Raw genomic sequence first — 16,807 nt, 5'->3', positions numbered from 1 at the left:
CGTATCATAACGTGCCGACGCCATCTGGTCCGGGGTTAACCCCGGACCAGATGGCCAACAGCAACGCCGTCAGAAGGGCGGCATAACAACAACCGGGCATAGCTTATCAAGTCCGCAAAACTGTCCGAACGGACGGGTCCACCTCTCTCTCACCGTGATGGACCATCAAATCACAGTGCTCACAGTTGGTCAGATAGATCACGTAATTGCAGTGGATGGATCAGTCCTGAAGCACGATACCAACAATGAGCAGGTCGGGCTTCTCGGTCCTTACACAGGACAGGGACATATTTACGTGCTGCTGGCAGAGAGCGCGGGCAGCTATACGGGACGCCCCAGTGCCGGATCCCCGAAAATCTCCGGCACAACCATCGTTTTCGGGGATGGCAAGTTCGCCCCTGCCCGCTAAACAATATGGGGCAATGCTTGACGCTCTCCACCTGACCGGATCCTGGCCCGTTCTTCGCCCGCGTGTTCTCGAACAGGTGGATCGCCTTACCCGGCAACGTCTGGGCGAGGCCGACGCTTCGGCCGACGTGTTACGCCCCATTCTTTCGACCGCCTGCTTCTCCCCTCCCCTGCCCGTCTTCATCGCCGGCAGCGCGCTTCCCGATGGCGACTTCCTGCCGGACACCGAGCTCCCCCAAAGCGCGGAACATGCCGCTGTTGCCCGCACGATGGTCGAAACCGCCCTCCCCTCTCTTCCTGTTGGTTTCCGGCTCGAGCTGGTGCTGGAGCTTGATCGCCAACGGCTGGCATTCGTCGCGTCCTTGGTTCCGGTTGACCATAGTAAGCCAATGTCCGCGCAGGCTGAGAGAGAAGGTGTGGACGTGATTTCCGCCCCTGCTCCAATTGGACAGGCTCCGACCAATGTGGCGCGCTGGTTCGCCGCCCTGTCCGAAGTGGAGATCCCCGAACACGACGGGCGACTGAAGACATCGCAGGCGGCCGTCGGTGCCTTCGTGCAACTCGGCAAGGCCGCCAATACCCGTCGCGCCTATCGCTCGGCCATTAGAGGCTGGTGTGCGTGGGCAGGACGTCATGGGCTTTCCGCCCTCCCCGCCCGCAGCGAGGACGTGGCGACCTATCTCGCGGATCTCGCATTGCGGGGACGGAAGCCGCCCACGATCGAACTGCATCGCGCGGCGCTGCGTTATCTCCATCACATCGCCCATCTTCCGGTTCCGACTACACACGCACTCGTCTCCGAGACGCTGGCGGGCATTCACCGCGCCCCGGGAAAGACACTGCCGCGTCAGGTAAAGGGTCTGACCTGGGAGATGGTCTGCGAGGTTGTCGATGCAATCCCGATGGCCTCGCTGGTGGACGCCCGTGACCGCGCCATTCTGCTGATCGGCTATGGCGGCGCCCTGCGCCGGTCCGAACTGGCCGCGATCCAGCTTGAATACGTCACGCTCGACGACGACTGCATGAGGATCACCCTCCCCCGTTCCAAAGGCGACAAGAAGCATCAGGGCACCACGATCATCATTCCGCGAGGGATCACCCGGCATTGTCCGGTACGCGCCTGGGAAACGTGGCTGCGGCAGTCAAAGCTGACGCCGCGAAAAAAGACCAAGGGAGCTAAGACCGACGGCGAGAACACGAACACGGCGGCCTTCCCGCGGATCTGGGCACCGGCGGCTACGAAGGACAACAAGACGCCCCCTGCCCCGAAAATCGGCACGCAGAGCCTGTCGGACTGGTCGGTCGCGAAGATCATCAAGCAGCGTTGCCATGCGGCCGGGATCGAAGGCGACTTCAGTGGCCACAGCCTGCGCCGTGGCGCGATCACAACCGGCGCGCAGGACGGCTTCGACCTTACATCGCTCAAGCGCTTCTCGCGTCACCGCGATTACCGCGTGCTGGAAGCCTACATTGAAGAGGATCAGGCGCTCACAAAGCATCCAGGGAAGACCCGGTTCTGATCGGGGAGTGATCCGCCCTGCATTTGTGTTCATTGCCGACGCGAGACACCTGTGTTTTTTGCTGACGACCCAAATGATCTGTTGATGGCCGACAGAGACTCGAGTCTGATTCTCCAATTAAGAGAGTCTTAACGCTGTGAAACGGGCGTTTTGTGTTCTCTGCTGACGTTTATTTCGACAGACTTTTCCCAGTGTTTTTTGCCGACGGATGCAACCGACCGCTCCAGCGCAGGCAGTTATCCACATAGCGAGATGTGTTCGTTGCCGACACCGAAAATTGGAGCCAAAAAAAAATATCTGCATTTCAACGCACTAGGTTTTTATCCACGTGTTGATTGCCGACGAAACAATATTACTTACAATACTTCCTAAATTGTTCTTGCGTCAGGAAACAACACTCCGACGCCATCAGTGCGTCAGAGACGAACACATCATCCGCGCCGTCAGCAAGAAACACATCGACAGGCTCACAAGACCGTGCATTTTCTCATCACCTTGGAATAGCTTGGATAAGCAGTGTGAAAGACCGAGCCCCGGAGCAGGATGATCTCTTTGAAAATCTCCACGGGCTCGTAGAGACCCACGGAGCAAATGAAGCTCTGACTTTCGCTCAATCGTATGCAGCCAATCGTCCCTCACCGCGCCCCCCGTCCCTCCTCGACGTAGTCGCCGGGCGTTCGGGGCGTAAAGTGATAGATGCCGTATCCTCATCTCTCGTAAGAGAAGCGGAAGGTGGCGGCGAGGTCGGGTATACGTATACCGCATGGTGTCTTGCCGGTCTCCCACATAAAGATCGCGACCCAGGCGAGGACTGGCTAATAAAGACGGATTACGCACAGCTCCTAGTACGGCCCGGGGTGCGCCTTCGAGATGATGACGTAAGAGAAGACCTGTCAGTACCCTCTGGGGCAATCGCTCGACTACTCTTGATTGATTGGCAGTCTGAAGCACTCGAAAATCGCAGTAGAGAAATATATCTTGGCAAAAGCCCTGCCGCGCTACTCAAAAAGCTTGGCTTGAGCCGTGGCGGCCCAATTTCCAGGAAGCTCTTGGAACAGATTGAACGGCTCGCGACCTGCACAATCGACTTCAAGTTTGGAAACGACCAAGCGGGCGTGGTCGTAAACGAACGGTTGGTAGAAAGCTTCCGCTATGTCGGTGAGGTCGATCCCCGCACTAAGCGGACGACGCGGATGATCGAACAGATTACACTTTCTGAGGCGTTTTATAATGAGTTGCGTCGTCATCCAGTGTTAATCGACCGCGCGGCTATTAAAGATATCCAGACATCGCCACGAGCGATTGACGCTTATCTCTGGCTGGCATTTCGCTTGCACGCTCTACGTGATGAAACGCCTGTTTCTTGGGCGGCGTTGTGGAAACAGTTTGGTCGCGAGTTCAAACTGTTGCGCCAATTCAAAGCAGAATTTCAAGAGCCTCTCGCGTTAGCCTTGGCTGCCTACAGAGCAGCAAAAGTAAAAATCACGGAGAGAGGAGTGGTCCTATCACCCTCCCCTCCCCCTGTAGATCACTGAGTATTCTTTCTGACCTTCGAGAAATCCTTGTACAGCTGTGGGATCTTCTCCAATAAGAAGGACACAAACTCAGGCGATTTCTCACTCCGAATGTCGATGCGACCTTTTCGGTCGCCAGATTCTGCCTTCACAACCAAATCCTTGTCAGGCGATTGCCAAGATAACGGCTCATGGTTCGCTCCCGTAACAGATGAGGCTTTCGGCCCGACCGCTGCTTTGTAGGCCGCGATAAAACGCTTTTCATCGTCCGCGTTGTGCTCAGTTGTTTCGCGAATAAACTTCACGCAGCGTTTCTGCCCACCTGGAGATTTTAATGCGTCAGCGAATTCCAACCATCGCTTTCTCCCGATACTCGGGCAACGCCCCAAGTAGGCTACAATTTCGTCATCGAGTTCTCTCGCGACACTGATGAGTCGAGAAAGTTCAGTCTTATCTATTCCTAAAGCGGCCATGGCAACGTCACGACCGTAACCTAGCGTTTCGAGCTTTTTTGCGAAAAGAGCACGCTCTAAGAAAGAAAGATCTGTGCGCTCGCTGTTCTCTTGGCCTTGAGCGATTAACAGGTCTGCATCGCTCAGTTCCTTAACTATCGCTTTGACGGTGATGCCAAGCTCTAAACAAGCCTTCAATCGTCGATGACCGAAAGCGACCTGATAGCGTCCTGATGTTACAGGGTTCGGACGGACCAAAATCGGCGATAGTTGACCGCGATCTGCGATGGCGTCTCTCAACGATAAGAATGTATCGTCTGGAGCATCAAGACGGTCAGGTAGAAACGAAGGGTCCACAGTCCCTGGATCAAGCTCAATCACATGGGATCCGTCCCGAAGTTTCTCCTCAAGCTTTTCGGCTTCGTTCGCCTTAGCTTTGAGGTCCCCAAGGCTGCGAGCAACAGACCCGAGCGCACCGCTTCGGCTAAACGTACCTGACGGTTTTACTTCGTTGGGGCGATTGGCGTCGGTTTGGGTCGATAGTAATTTTCCGAGCGTGTGGTTACGGGCCATGTTCTAACTCCTCACGTATTTCAAAAGTGCTGTTGACAGGTGTCAACAGCGGGCTAGCCGTCCCTTCCCCACGCGCGGAATATGAGTTCTCGTATCTCGTTATTAACTGCGTTGACGGATTCCAAGGCGCGGTCGTAAGTCGATCCGGTAAATTGCTTTCTCTCGATTTCAAAAAGAGACTGTTTTGTAATCGCCGCATCTGAAATGGCTGTAGTCTTGAGCATCGGATGCGTCAGGACGTGGTCACCAAATAACGAGCGCATAAACCCTGCCATCTGCGTCTGCGGGCCATCGGATGGCTCAAATCGTGTAAGAAGGTAGCGGACCCAGCTGTAAGACACGTTGGCACCCGCGTTGCGCAGATGAGTCATCACGTCGCTCATCATCATGAGAAACTGACACATCGACATAACGTCCAACATCTGCGGGTGAACAGTAATAAGAAGACCTGTCGCAGCACAGACTGCAGACATCGTAAGGTACCCGAGTTGTGGAGGGCAGTCGATCACAACAACATCGTAGTCATCTTCCACCTCTTGTAGAGCTTCATCTACACGCGAGAAGAATACTGCGCCCGCCTGGTCTGAGGACGCCAAAAGCTTCGGCGTTTCATATTCGAACTCCATCAGTTCGATATTGCCCGGCACGATATCCAAGCCGGGAAAATTTGTGTGGCGAACGATATCCGAGAGCGGACGTCGCTCGTTGTCATATCGTATCGCACCATAGAGTGTTTCGTTGGTATGGACGTCAAACTCAGGTTGGAAACCATGGAGCGCTGACAGACTGGCCTGCGGGTCCAGATCAATCGCGAGGACGCGCAGACCGTCAAGAGCTAATCCCTGGGCAAGATGGGCTGCCGATGTTGTCTTTCCACTGCCACCTTTGAAGTTTACAACGGCAACTACCTGAAGACCTTCATTTTCATTGCGTGTTGGCAAGTAGTTCCGGCCGTTCCGGGTGTTCGATGCGAGAAAACGCCTTAGCTCCCAGATTTGCTCAGCTGAATAGCTGCGACGGCCTCCCTTCCCCACATGAGGACTTGGGCCTTTCCCCTCTAATGCGAGGTTGCGGAGATAGGCAGGTGTCACCCCGATGAGCTTGGCTACCTCCCCGATTTGAAATTGTCTCAAACCCTTTCGCGCATTTGGAGGAAACAGCTCCATGCGGTGCGCCTGTAGTTGAGTGGAAAGCATTTCTGCCTGTTCAGAAAGTAGGACGTCCATGCCCTCTTCAAGCGGCGTCGTTAGGTCCATCGGTAAATTCCTGATGTGCGCTCGAAACCGCCATATGCGGTAGATGGCGCGAAAAAATACTATAACCGCATTTACGGATCGAGTTGACAGGTGTCAACCGAACTCTTGGCGCTCAGGGACAAAAGGGATTTTGGTGCCCCCAGCGAGTTGACACCTGTCAACATTCGGCAAGGACAGAAGGACAGAAGGACAGAAGGACAGAAGGACAGAAGGACAGAAGGTGGCACCAGCCCGGCGCGTGCGGCGCAAGTGGTGGGTTCTCGCCAGGCTTGTCCGCTGCGCGGCCTGCACGTGGCTGCGATCCCGGCGCTGCGCGCCGCACCTGCGCCACCCACTCTGGCCCGGTTGCCGCGAAGGCATCAGGGAGAAGAAATGAGGTGAGACCGAAAGGTCAGCCCCTTTTCCGCTCCTGACGGCCAATCCCGGTCATCCCCGAAATCTGGCACCCCGACCCTCGCGAGAGGCGTCGGGCGCTGCCGTTTGGACGGAGTGCGTCATGTCCGCGTCTTCCCAGCAGTTCAGCCTGTTCGACACCACCGCCCTCTCTGGCGACCTCGCCGCCCTGTGGTCACTCGACGACGATCAGCCCATCCCCGAGGTGGCCCCGGCGCCAGCCGAACCCCTGCGTATCCCCGCGCGCGATTTCCGCCTCGACGGCGTGCGTGGCCTGGCGCACGGCTGGAAGGCCCGCGCCGAGGCCAATGTCGCGGCGATCGCGCTTGTCGCCGCGCTCGAGCGCGAGGACCGCAACGCGACCCCGGCCGAGCAGGACGTGCTGGCTCGCTTTACCGGCTTCGGCGCGGGTGAGCTGGCCAATGGCCTGTTTCCGGCACCCGGAAAACAGGTGCGCAAGGGCTGGGAGGATGTCGCCTCGGAACTCACGCGGCTGACCAGCGAGAGCGAGCGGGCCGGGCTGCAGCGCGCCACGCAATATGCCCACTACACGCCAGAGCTGATCGTGCATTCGCTGTGGGACATGGCCCAGCGCATGGGCTTTCGGGGCGGTTCCGTGCTCGAGCCGGGTTGTGGCACCGGCCTGTTTATCGCAGCACGCCCGGCAAAGCTCGAGGGAAAGATCGCCTTCACCGGGATCGAGAACGACCCGATCTCGGCGCGGATCGCCCGCAAACTCTATCCGAACCAGTGGATCCGTAGTGAGGACTTTACTCGCGCCCAGCTGATCCAGGGCTACGATCTCGCCATCGGCAACCCGCCTTTTTCCAACCGGTCGGTGCATGGCCGCGAAGGTCTGGAGAAGCTGGGGCTGAGCCTGCACGACTTCTTCATCGCGCGCTCCATCGAGGCGCTGCGCCCGGGCGGCATCGCGCTGTTCGTGACATCCCGCTACACGCTGGATAAGACCGATCCCACGGCGCGCCGGACCATCGCCGAGAGCGCCGATCTTCTGGGTGCCGTCAGACTGCCCGAGGGGGCTATGCGCGATGACGCCGGCACCGACGTCGTGGTGGACGTGCTGGCCTTCCGCAAGCGCGAGATCGGTGAGGCGCCCGGCGACGAGACCTGGCTTGAGACAGGCGAGATCGCCGACAGCGATGAGGGCACCGGCCCGCTGATCGTCAATCGCTACCTTCTTGCAAACCCGGTGCAGGCGCTCGGCACGCACGCATGGACCACCACGCAGTTCGGTCCCGGCTACACCTGCGCGCCCCGCAAGGATACCGGCCTCGACGTCCTGCTTCCGGAAGCCCTGAGCCGCATCGCGCCCAACGTGCATTTCCTGCCGCCACGCGAGAGCCGGATCGTCCGGCCGGCAGGCGACGGCGTGCGGATCGGCACGGCCGCAACCGGCGCCGACCTCAAGGAAGGCAGCTACTTCGTCGAGAAGGGCATGCTGCACCAGATCATCGACGGGCAGGCCCAGCTGGTCGCGATCCGCAAGGCCGGTTCGAACGAGGGGATCTTTGCCAAGCACGGCCGCATCATCTCAGCACTGGTGCCGGTGCGCGACAGCGCCCGGGCCGTCCTGCGCGCGCAGATGGCCAATCAGCCCTATGGCGAGCTGCAGCGTCGGCTCAAGACCGCCTATCTGTCCTTCGTGCGTGAGTTCGGTCCAATCAACCACACGCGCACGACCGTTCGCGTGGACGAGGAGAGCGGCGCGAAACGCGAGACCCAGCGCCGCCCCAACATCCAGCCTTTCGTGGACGACCCGGATGTGTGGCTGGTCGCGTCGATCGAGGACTACGACGAGGCGACCGACACCGGCCGCATGGGACCGATTTTCTCCGAGCGCGTCATTCACGCGCCGAGCGAGCCGGAGATCCACGGCGCGCACGACGCGCTGGCGGTATCCTTGCACGAGACAGGCCGCGTGGACCTGGCGCTGATCGCCGAACTTCTGGGCCGCAGCGAGGCGGACGCGCTGACCGAACTCGGCGAGAGCGTCTATCTCGACGCAGAGAAAAGCGGGCAGGGCAGGGACGTCTGGGTGACGGCCGACGAGATGCTCTCGGGCGCGGTGCGGACCAAACTCGCCCGGGCGCGTGAGGCCGCGCAGGGCGATCCGCGCTTTGCCCGCACGGTCGCAGCCCTCGAGGGCGTGCAGCCGTCCGACCTGCGCCCCTCGGAGATCACCGCCCGTCTGGGCGCGCCGTGGCTGCCCGTCGCCGACATCGAAGCCTTCGTGTCCGAGGTGATGGGCGTGCAGACCACGATCCACCATACGCCCTCGGTCGCGTGCTGGAGTATCGACCGCGCCCCGTTCGTGGGCAAGGTCGAGGCCACGTCCGTCTGGGGCACGGAGCGGCGCAACGCGGCCGAACTGCTCGACGACGCGCTCACGCAGTCCATCCCCAAAATCTGGGATCACTGGAAGGACGAGAACGGGAACGACCGGCGCACGCTGAACACGCAGCAGACCGAGGCTGCCAAGGAGAAGCTCGGCGCGATCAGGCGCGCCTTCGAGACATGGGTGTGGCAGGACGCCGATCGGTCCGACCGTCTCGTGAAGCTCTACAACGAGACCTACAACAATCTCGTGCCCCGCGCCTTCGACGGCTCGCATCTCCGGCTGCCCGGCGCCAGCAGCGCGATCACCCTGCGCCCGCACCAGAAGCGCGTGATCTGGCGGATCGTCGCCTCGGGCAACACCTACATGGCGCACGCCGTGGGGGCGGGAAAGACCTTCTCGATGGCGGCGGCTGTGATGGAGCAGAAGCGTCTGGGGCTTATCAGCAAGGCGTGCATCGTCGTGCCCGGCCACTGCCTGGCGCAGATGGCGAAAGAGTTCCTGATGCTCTACCCGACGGCGCGCATCCTGGTCGCCGACGAGACGAACTTCGTCAAGGCCAAGCGTCAGCGCTTCATCGCCCGCGCGGCCACGGAGAACTGGGACGCGATCATCATCACCCATGATGCTTTCAAATTCATTCCCGTCGAAGGCGATTTCGAGCGCGGGATGATCGAGAGCCAGATCGCCTCCTACGAGACCCTGCTCACCGACATCGACAAGGACGATCGCATCTCGCGCAAGCGGATCGAGCGCATGAGGGAGGGGATGGAGGCCAAGCTGGAAGGGCTGGCAGCGCGCAAGGACGATCTTCTGCACATGGGCGAGATCGGCATCGACCAGATTCTTGTCGATGAGGCGCAGCTTTTCCGCAAGCTGTCCTACGCCACCAACCAGTCGGATCTGCGCGGCGTCGATCCCAACGGCTCGCAGCGCGCGTGGGATCTGTTCGTGAAAACCCGTTACCTGTCGGCAAACGATCCGACGCGCCCGCTCATCATGGCGTCAGGTTCGCCGATCACCAACACGATCGCCGAATTGTGGAATGTCGGCCGCTACATGAACCTTGCCGCCCTCGAAGCGCGCGATCTGCACGAGTTCGACGCCTGGTCCGCCAGTTTCGGTGAGACCCGCACCGAACTGGAGCTGCAGCCCAACGGTCAATACAAGCCGGTCACGCGCTTTACCGAGTTCGTCAACGTCGCCGACCTGATCGCGATGTATCGCGACTTCGCCGACGTGGTGCAGTCCGACGAGTTGCGTAAATACGTCAAGCTGCCCGATGTCAGGGGCGGTAAACGGCAGATCGTGGTCGCCGACAATCACGCCGAGTTCAAGGCTTTTCAGAAGACGCTCGCATGGCGGATGCAGGCGATTGAGGAGCGCACGCGCCGTCCGCAGAAGGGTGACGACATCATCCTGAGCGTGATGAACGATGCGCGCTTCGGGGCCATCGACCTGCGGTTTGTCGATCCGTTCGCGGCGAATGACAACCGCTCGAAGCTCAACGCCATGATCCGCAAGGTCTTCGCGATCTGGCAGGAGACCTCGGCCAACCGCTACACCAACCCCGACACCGGCCGTCCTTACGATCTGCCCGGCGCGGTGCAGATGATCTTCTCCGATCTTGGCACGGAAGCCGCGCAGGGCAAGCGTGGCTTTTCAGCCTATGTCTGGATCCGTTCGGAACTGATCCGCATGGGCGTGCCGGCCGAGCAGATCGCCTTTATGCAGGATTACGACAAGGCGGCCGCGAAACTGCGGCTGTTCGGCGATCTCAACGCCGGACGCAAGCGGATCCTGATCGGCTCGACGGCCACGATGGGGACGGGCGTGAACGCCCAGCAGCGGTTGATCGCGCTGCATCATCTCGACGTGCCCTGGCTGGTGGCCGACATCATGCAGCGTGAGGGACGCATCGAGCGGCAGGGCAACCAGAACGCGGAAATCCAGATCTACGCCTACGCGCAGCAGGGATCGGTGGACGCCACCAACTGGCAGCTCCTTGAGCGGAAGATGCGCTTCATAGGTCTGGCCATGTCGGGAGACCGGTCGATCCGACGCATCGAGGACGTGGGCGGCGAGGGCAACGACTTCGCGATGGCCAAAGCGCTGGCGTCAGGCGACATGCGCCTGATCCAGAAAGCGGGGCTGGAAGCCGACATCGCCCGTCTCGAGCGCCTGCAGGCCGCGCATTACGACGACCAGTTCAATGTGCGGCGTCAGATCCAGCATGCGGAACGCGACATCGCAACGGGAGCGTCGATCATCCCGAAACTGGAAGCGGCCATCGCCCGGCGCGTCTCCACGAAAGGCGAGGCGTTCGCGCTGCATCGTGACCGGGGCGTGGTGGAGAGCCGCGAGAAGGCCGGCGCGTGGATCCTCTCGCAGGCCCGTCTCGCCGAGCGCGAGAAGCAGGAAGGCCGCTGGGCGATGGGCCGCATCGCGGGCTTCGAGGTGGTGTGCGAGGCGCGCGAGAGCCAGTTCTACACTACGAAGAAAGAGAAACCCGACGTGGAATCCTGCGTGTTTCTCGACACGCCCGCTGGCGACGTAGACATCGAGATCGACCGTGAGACGAAGCCGCTTGGTCTGATCTCGCGCATCGAGCACGCAGCACTCCGCTTCGACGGCGATCTGGCGAACGCGCGCCGCAGTCTCGAGGAGGCCGAGCGCCGCCTGCCGGGCTATCGCGCGCGTCAGGGCCTGCCGTTCACAGAGGCGGGCGATCTCGAGGCGAAGCTGGCCGAGCTGGCGGCGCTGGATGCGGATCTCGAGGCCTCGGGCAAGGAGGAGGAAGCCGCGCTGAAAGAGGCGACCGCCAATGACGACAGTGCGGCTGAGACCACCGAGCCGGTCGAGGAGGTGGCCTGAGAAAAGCAGGAAGAAGAAGGGCAGGGAAGGGGAGGAAGGGCGCGCCACAGGCCGCCCGTCCGCCGCAAGGGTGCGCCCCGTTCCGGGGCCGCGCAGGCGCGCCCTTGCTCCGGCCAGCCGTCTGCGCCGTCGCCGGAGAGCATAAGGAAAGGAGTAAACAGAAATGACGGCGCACCATCGAGACGACATCGTGATCTGGCCTGACGGGTTCCATGCGACAGTGGGAGAGGTGAGGTCTGGAGAGTTCGCGCACCGGTCGGATGATTTCGAGATTGTCCGGCTCGAGGAGACCGATCGTCTACGGGAGCTGGGTGTCATGGATGGGGAGTCTGAGGATGACTGATCCGATGACCGCAACCGCTCTCGAAGGCGTGCTCACGCGCGTGTTCGAGGGCACGTTCAGCCATTTTCCACCCGCCGTCCGCGAGGCGGCACGGGATGGGTATCTGGTGTCCGTTTCGGTCGCCCCTGGCGATCTCGTGGACAATGTGCGCGAGCGGCTTCTCGATGACGTCGTGCGCGCGATCAATGGCCCGGAACGGCCTGCGGTTCATGAAAGCAATCAGGAACTTCGCGCGCTTTTTTGGAACGCTGTTGAGAAGGCGGTTCCGGGCTCGTGTGCGGAGCATGTGCAGCCGCTCGCGCCCGCACCTCCCATCGACGCCCAGCCATGGCAGCTTGCGGATGACGTGGAGGAATACGGCCAACAGGCTGGCTGGTGGATCGTCGTGGACGGCACGCACGCCAATGAACTCTCGGACGCCATGCCGACCCGTGCGCTCGCCCAGCATATCGCGGATGGGATCAACGCCGCCGATCCCACGGTCGAATGGCACCGGCACTGGTTTGTGCTGCGCTGAACAGGGCGCTGACATTTCACCAATTTGACATCAGGAATCCAGATCATGTCCCATCGTATCGCCTACGATGCCGTCGCCGTACGCTTCCCGATCGACGCACTGCGCGAGGCGTTTCCCGAAACCCGCCTGTTCGACGATCAGTTTCTGCTCTTCGAGCTGGGTGGCGACAACAATCTCACGGTCCAGCAGTATCGCGGCAACCGCCTCGTGGAAATACGGGTGCGCGACTGGAGCCTGATGGGGAGCGGCAAGAAATACGAGGTCATGACAGGCGTTGTCGAAACCGCAGCGTGGTGCGAGGGGGGCGGTCTGCGCCTGTCGGGCAGCCGCGACACGCAGGCCGAGACCTTTATCCGCCGTTACCGCAACATTGTGGACGCGGCCGTTGCGCCCGGGACGCTTGGACGCCATCTCGGATGCACTATGACGCTGAATGTGCCCGATCCGCAGACTGTCGATAAGGAGTGGCGGCACAAGGAACTGACGGCATTGATCGCCTGTCTTTCCGGGCGGACGCCCGAACGGATAGGCGACCGGCTCCAGTGGTCCCTGTCTCCTCTGCGCGACATGCGCGACGCGGCCCTCCTGTTTTCCTATCAGTATTTCGATGAACGGCGGATCTACAACCGGGCGCAGGTGAGCGGTCATGAATACGACGCGACGCCGTTGGCCAAGCGAATGAGCGCCGACACGTTCTCACTGGCGTTCTGAAAACGAACGCTGTCACAAGAGAAAAAGAAGACAGGGCAGGAGACGAAGGCAAGGGTCGCGCCACAGGCCGTCCGTCCGCCGCAAGGGTGCGCCCCGTTCCGGGGCCGTGCTGACGCACGCCCTTGCCCCGGCCAGCCGTCTGCGCCGTCGCGGAAAGCATGAGGCAGAGAAAAAAGCCAGCCTCGCAGCCCTGAGATCAAGGAGATGACCATGACGGAACTTCGTCGTGTGGACCCGAAAACGCTTGTCGTGAACCCCGACAATCCGCGTCGCAGCGCCCCCGATCCGCGCGCGGACCACCAGCTTGCGCTCAACATCAAGACCGTGGGGCTGATCCATCCGCCCTGCGTGCGCGAGCTTGAGGATGGCCGCCTGATGATCGTGGCCGGGCACCGGCGCGTGCGCGCCTGCATCGCCGCGAAACTTGGCGAGATCGACGTGCATGTGCGCCAGGGCGACGAGAAAAGCCATACGATGGCCTCTGTCGCAGAGAATGTCGTGCGTGAGGCTATGTCGGAATCCGATCAGTGGAACGGCGTGCTGGACATGCGCGTGAAAGGTGCGAGCGACACGGAGATCTGCCGGGCCTTCATGATTACGCCGGGCTATCTGCGCGGGCTTTCGCTGCTTGCGCAGATGCACGCGCCGATCATCGCGGCAATCGACGCGGGCATGGGGCCGTCCTTTGCCGAACGCAACGCGATCGCCCGCACGCCGCTTGAGCGTCAGCGTGATGTCTGGGCCGAGGTCTGGGCGGAAAGCGGAGAGGGTGAGAGCGATCCGGCCGACTACCGCATGACGGCCGAGGATTTCCAGTATTTCGAGTGGTCCGAGTTTGTGCAGGCGCTCGATCGCACCGAGCTGTATGCACGCGATTTCGCGTTTGACGAGGCCACCGCGAAAGAAGCGGGTGTCGTCTGGGAGGAGGATCTGTTCGGGCAGGGCGATCAGGACAATCGCTACTGCACAAGCTTTCCGGCCATGTTCAGGGCGCAGAAGCTCTGGGCGGAAAAGACGAAGCCGGACGGCGCGGAAATGCTGGAATGCGGTGAGTATGGTTCAGGAATTGCCCTCGAAGGTTATCGACGGGTCAGCACCTGGGAGAGCGTTCTGGAGAGCGATATCCCGGTCGTCTGGGTCAGTCCAGGCACGCTGGAGATCAAGACCGGCCACATGCGCGCGCTCGCCGCGCGTGCGGGAGAGGAGGGCGTGAACGGATCGCTCAATGTCACGACCGTTCCGGCCTCGACTGCGCCAAAGGAGCGGCCCGACATTTCGGGGATGGGCCTGAAGCTGATCGGCGAGGTCCGCACACAGGCGCTGCGCGAGGCGCTCGCAGGTGCGGGCGAGGACGTTGATCCGTGGGATCTGGTGGGCGCGTTCCTGCTGGCGCTCAGCGCGAACAACGTGAAGGTCGATGACGATCACACCTACGATCCCTATGGCGGCGTGTCCGCACGCGAGCGGGCGGTCGGCCGCGTGTTTCCCGAGGGCGTGCTGGTGCGCGATCCGGCTACACTGCGTAAGGCCTCGCTCGAGGTGCTCGGCAGCTTCATGAACTGCGAGGTGAGCATGCACAGCGGCAGCGGTCTGCCGGCGCTGCTTCTCGGCGTGCTGTTCGGAGCGGACGCGCACATGCCCAACATGGCCTTTGAGGCGTTTCTCAAGACCTATAGCAAGTCGGGCATCACAAAGGCGGTGAAGGCCGAGGGGCTGGAAGAAAAGCCGACCGGCAAGGCCATGCGCGAGGCGCTGATGGGCCACGTCGGCGAAGGCCGCTGGGTGCCCGAGGCGGCGGGTTTCGGGGAAGGGATCGCCGCCTGGAAGGAAGAACTGGCGCGAAAGGCCAAAAGCGCGGCCGCGCGAGCGAAACTTCAGGCCGAGCTTGAGGGCGAGGATGAGCAGGATGAGGGCCTCGGTGAGGAGATCGACCAGACCGGCGATGAGGAAGAGGGTGAAGACCTGGCACCGGTCGAGGTCGTAGCGCCCGCAGACGAGCCCGAAACAGACGAAGAGCCCCCCGCAGCGCCTCTTTCCGAACGCCCGGCCGATCCGCGCATTCCGCGCGAGTTGACCGAGCTGGCCCGCGCCATGCCCGATCACTTCGAGGTGGTGATGGTGTAAGGGGACATCGCTGTGCGGACGGGCTGTGCGCCCGTCCGTGACATGCTATCAGAACAGTTCGGGGCCGCCTGATGAGCCGGAGCGGCGAAACATCGCGTGAGACCATGCGCGCGGTGTCGCGGCCCCCATCAATCGTGGTCGGCCATGGCGCTTCGGGGGGCCGTAGCGCCTGGCCTTACTGTGAAGGGAAAACCATGATCGTCGTGATCGTGGTGGACCGGAAGTGGCTAAAGCGGGTTCTTCGTAAAACGAAGAAGGCCCTTCAGGCGGTTGGAGCCGTCCTGAAGAGCCTATCCGAATAGTCACTTCTAACCACCGGGCCGGGGGTTATCTTTAGCGGGATGCCCCCGGTCCTTGGCTTCAGAGTAGGGCATACCGACCACGATTTTCAAGGGGCGATGCACATCCGTGTGTCGCCCCTTTTTTGTGTCCTCGCCAGAGGCCACGGAAAGGAAATCCCTCATGAAACTGCATTTCGATCGCGCGCTTGTGGCGCGTCTGCTGGCGCACGCCGAAGCGGCAACGGAGCATTCGCCCACCCTGGAGCAGCTCTACGATCCGGCTTTCCTGAAAGCGGGCGTGACCACGCGAGATCCTGCTCCCAGCGATATCGACGGTACGAAAGTTCCAGCGGGTCTGATGCTGGTGGGCGACCAGGGGATCTATCTGATGTCAAATGGGTGTCCTGCCCTGCCCGATGAAAACGGCAAAGCGAACCTCGTGGCATACGCTGTCGAAGCCGATCCCGAGAAACATCCGGACGACTGGTCTGAGGTCAAGGCGGCCGCCTTTGGCGGTGACGACGGCGCGGAGTTTCTCGGCGCTGATGCGATCCGCAAGGCTCTTGAGGCGACTGCGGGTGGTCGCTTCTGGATGAATGTCTCGCCGTCACGCATCAGCACGCCGTATCTGGCGCCGCGCCCCAAGCCAAAGCGCGCACGGCCCGGTGTCCGTAAGACGTGCGCCTGAAAACAGGCGACGAGAAAAGCAGAGTAAGCGTCCGGTTCTCACACGCTTGAAGGCCGCTTCCGCCTACATCTCGGTCATAAGAAGAGCCGTTCCAGTTTCCGTAAAGCGGACGGTCGGCAATAATTCTCGTTATCCGCCGATGTCCTCCTCCAGACTTCTGATTGCTGCATGTGCAGCTGATCAGGAGAAAGTATCATGGAAAAGAAAACGCGTTTTCCATCGCCTACGCTGAAGGCGTCCGTGCCTTGGAATGCAGGAAAAATGGTTGGCGCCAAGCGGGCGCTCAAAGAAAAGCACGTCTGGGCTATTCGGTTCTGGCTGGGGAGCGAACAGCGTGTCAGAGATAGAGCTTTGTTTGATCTTGCTCTCGATAGCAAACTCAGAGGCTGCGATCTTGTCAGCCTTCGTATCGGCGACATCGTTACCAGTGGTCAGGTGCGCCACCGAGCCATGGTCGTCCAGCAGAAAACCCGGCGACCTGTGCAATTCGAAATTACAGAAACAACGCGAGAAAGCGTGCGGGCATGGCTGGAACATCGAGGTGGTGGCTTGAATGAGTATGTTTTTCCAAGTCGCCTAAGCGCCACAGCTCACCTGAGCACAAGGCAATACGCCCGGCTTTTGGATCAATGGGTTCAAGCGGTGGGACTAATCGCCGGGGAATATGGAACTCATTCGCTCCGCCGGACTAGGGCCTGTTAGGGCTTGATCCAGTCTGCTGCGGCAGCGATGTGGATGACCGCGAGGAACGACGTTGCTGTTTTTTCATATCTGGTTGCGACAGCGCGCCACTCCTT

At 61.1% G+C, this 16,807-nt stretch carries 13 protein-coding genes and 1 pseudogene; 11 read left to right on the top strand and 3 right to left on the bottom strand.

Annotation, left to right across the window (positions count from 1 at the left end; translation table 11 throughout):
* The first annotated feature begins 211 nt into the window (after positions 1-211).
* From GOB87_RS14625 to GOB87_RS17005, 3 genes are all read left to right on the top strand, one after another.
* On the top strand, positions 212-409 hold the full coding sequence (locus GOB87_RS14625) for a hypothetical protein (protein ID WP_166318415.1): 198 nt from the start codon (positions 212-214) through the stop codon (positions 407-409).
* A gap of 13 nt (positions 410-422) precedes the next feature.
* The gene (locus GOB87_RS14620; protein WP_166318412.1) at positions 423-1,928 is read left to right on the top strand and encodes a tyrosine-type recombinase/integrase; all 1,506 of its coding nucleotides are present in this window, start codon (positions 423-425) and stop codon (positions 1,926-1,928) included.
* 518 nt (positions 1,929-2,446) lie between these two features.
* A complete protein-coding gene (locus tag GOB87_RS17005; RefSeq protein ID WP_166318409.1) occupies positions 2,447-3,463 on the top strand; it encodes a replication protein RepA in 1,017 nt (338 codons plus the stop codon).
* On the opposite strand, the gene repB is transcribed toward GOB87_RS17005, so the two are convergent.
* Entirely contained in the window at positions 3,457-4,467 is a 1,011-nt protein-coding gene (gene repB / locus GOB87_RS14610; protein ID WP_166318406.1) for a plasmid partitioning protein RepB, read from the bottom strand. The two genes, GOB87_RS17005 and repB, sit on opposite strands and share 7 nt — an antisense overlap.
* Positions 4,468-4,520: 53 nt before the next feature.
* Positions 4,521-5,723: a plasmid partitioning protein RepA gene (repA, locus tag GOB87_RS14605; RefSeq protein WP_166318403.1), complete on the bottom strand. Its 1,203-nt coding sequence runs from the start codon at positions 5,721-5,723 to the stop codon at positions 4,521-4,523.
* Positions 5,724-6,219: 496 nt separating this feature from the next.
* On the opposite strand from repA, the gene GOB87_RS14600 reads away from it, so the two are divergent.
* From GOB87_RS14600 to GOB87_RS14565, 8 genes are all read left to right on the top strand, one after another.
* A complete protein-coding gene (locus tag GOB87_RS14600; RefSeq protein ID WP_166318400.1) occupies positions 6,220-11,346 on the top strand; it encodes a DEAD/DEAH box helicase family protein in 5,127 nt (1,708 codons plus the stop codon).
* Positions 11,347-11,509: 163 nt separating this feature from the next.
* Positions 11,510-11,689, top strand: coding sequence for a hypothetical protein (locus GOB87_RS14595; protein WP_166318397.1), 180 nt, complete (start codon positions 11,510-11,512; stop codon positions 11,687-11,689).
* Entirely contained in the window at positions 11,682-12,206 is a 525-nt protein-coding gene (locus GOB87_RS14590) for a hypothetical protein (RefSeq protein ID WP_166318394.1), read from the top strand. The genes GOB87_RS14595 and GOB87_RS14590 overlap by 8 nt, the downstream gene beginning before the upstream one ends.
* Positions 12,207-12,251: 45 nt before the next feature.
* On the top strand, positions 12,252-12,917 hold the full coding sequence (locus tag GOB87_RS14585; RefSeq protein ID WP_166318391.1) for a hypothetical protein: 666 nt from the start codon (positions 12,252-12,254) through the stop codon (positions 12,915-12,917).
* A 210-nt stretch (positions 12,918-13,127) separates the two neighbouring features.
* Complete coding sequence (locus tag GOB87_RS14580; protein WP_166318388.1) at positions 13,128-15,041, top strand: ParB N-terminal domain-containing protein; 1,914 nt, start codon at positions 13,128-13,130, stop codon at positions 15,039-15,041.
* A gap of 71 nt (positions 15,042-15,112) precedes the next feature.
* On the top strand, positions 15,113-15,343 hold the full coding sequence (locus tag GOB87_RS14575) for a hypothetical protein (RefSeq protein WP_166318385.1): 231 nt from the start codon (positions 15,113-15,115) through the stop codon (positions 15,341-15,343).
* 160 nt (positions 15,344-15,503) lie between these two features.
* Positions 15,504-16,010 carry a DUF3085 domain-containing protein gene (locus tag GOB87_RS14570; RefSeq protein WP_166318382.1) on the top strand — a complete coding sequence of 169 codons (507 nt, stop codon included), beginning with the start codon at positions 15,504-15,506 and terminating at the stop codon, positions 16,008-16,010.
* Positions 16,011-16,205: 195 nt separating this feature from the next.
* Positions 16,206-16,712 (top strand): tyrosine-type recombinase/integrase, encoded by a 507-nt coding sequence (locus GOB87_RS14565; RefSeq protein WP_166318379.1) that lies wholly within the window; start codon positions 16,206-16,208, stop codon positions 16,710-16,712.
* Here GOB87_RS14565 and GOB87_RS14560 read toward each other — a convergent pair.
* A pseudogene (locus tag GOB87_RS14560) lies at positions 16,709-16,807 on the bottom strand (IS5-like element ISMex42 family transposase); the annotation flags it as partial. The gene GOB87_RS14565 and the pseudogene GOB87_RS14560 overlap by 4 nt on opposite strands.

Source organism: Acetobacter estunensis, from assembly GCF_011516945.1.
Classification (GTDB): Bacteria; Pseudomonadota; Alphaproteobacteria; order Acetobacterales; family Acetobacteraceae; genus Acetobacter; species Acetobacter estunensis.
This window is presented reverse-complemented; position numbering and strand designations above follow the sequence as displayed.

Coding starts and splice junctions, on each gene's coding strand:
- GOB87_RS14620 (WP_166318412.1), top strand. CDS start 423: ATGCTTGACGCTCTCCACCTGACCGGATCCTGGCCCGTTCTTCGCCCG.
- repB (WP_166318406.1), bottom strand. CDS start 4,467: ATGGCCCGTAACCACACGCTCGGAAAATTACTATCGACCCAAACCGAC.
- repA (WP_166318403.1), bottom strand. CDS start 5,723: ATGGACCTAACGACGCCGCTTGAAGAGGGCATGGACGTCCTACTTTCT.
- GOB87_RS14600 (WP_166318400.1), top strand. CDS start 6,220: ATGTCCGCGTCTTCCCAGCAGTTCAGCCTGTTCGACACCACCGCCCTC.
- GOB87_RS14595 (WP_166318397.1), top strand. CDS start 11,510: ATGACGGCGCACCATCGAGACGACATCGTGATCTGGCCTGACGGGTTC.
- GOB87_RS14590 (WP_166318394.1), top strand. CDS start 11,682: ATGACTGATCCGATGACCGCAACCGCTCTCGAAGGCGTGCTCACGCGC.
- GOB87_RS14585 (WP_166318391.1), top strand. CDS start 12,252: ATGTCCCATCGTATCGCCTACGATGCCGTCGCCGTACGCTTCCCGATC.
- GOB87_RS14580 (WP_166318388.1), top strand. CDS start 13,128: ATGACGGAACTTCGTCGTGTGGACCCGAAAACGCTTGTCGTGAACCCC.
- GOB87_RS14575 (WP_166318385.1), top strand. CDS start 15,113: ATGAGCCGGAGCGGCGAAACATCGCGTGAGACCATGCGCGCGGTGTCG.
- GOB87_RS14570 (WP_166318382.1), top strand. CDS start 15,504: ATGAAACTGCATTTCGATCGCGCGCTTGTGGCGCGTCTGCTGGCGCAC.
- GOB87_RS14565 (WP_166318379.1), top strand. CDS start 16,206: ATGGAAAAGAAAACGCGTTTTCCATCGCCTACGCTGAAGGCGTCCGTG.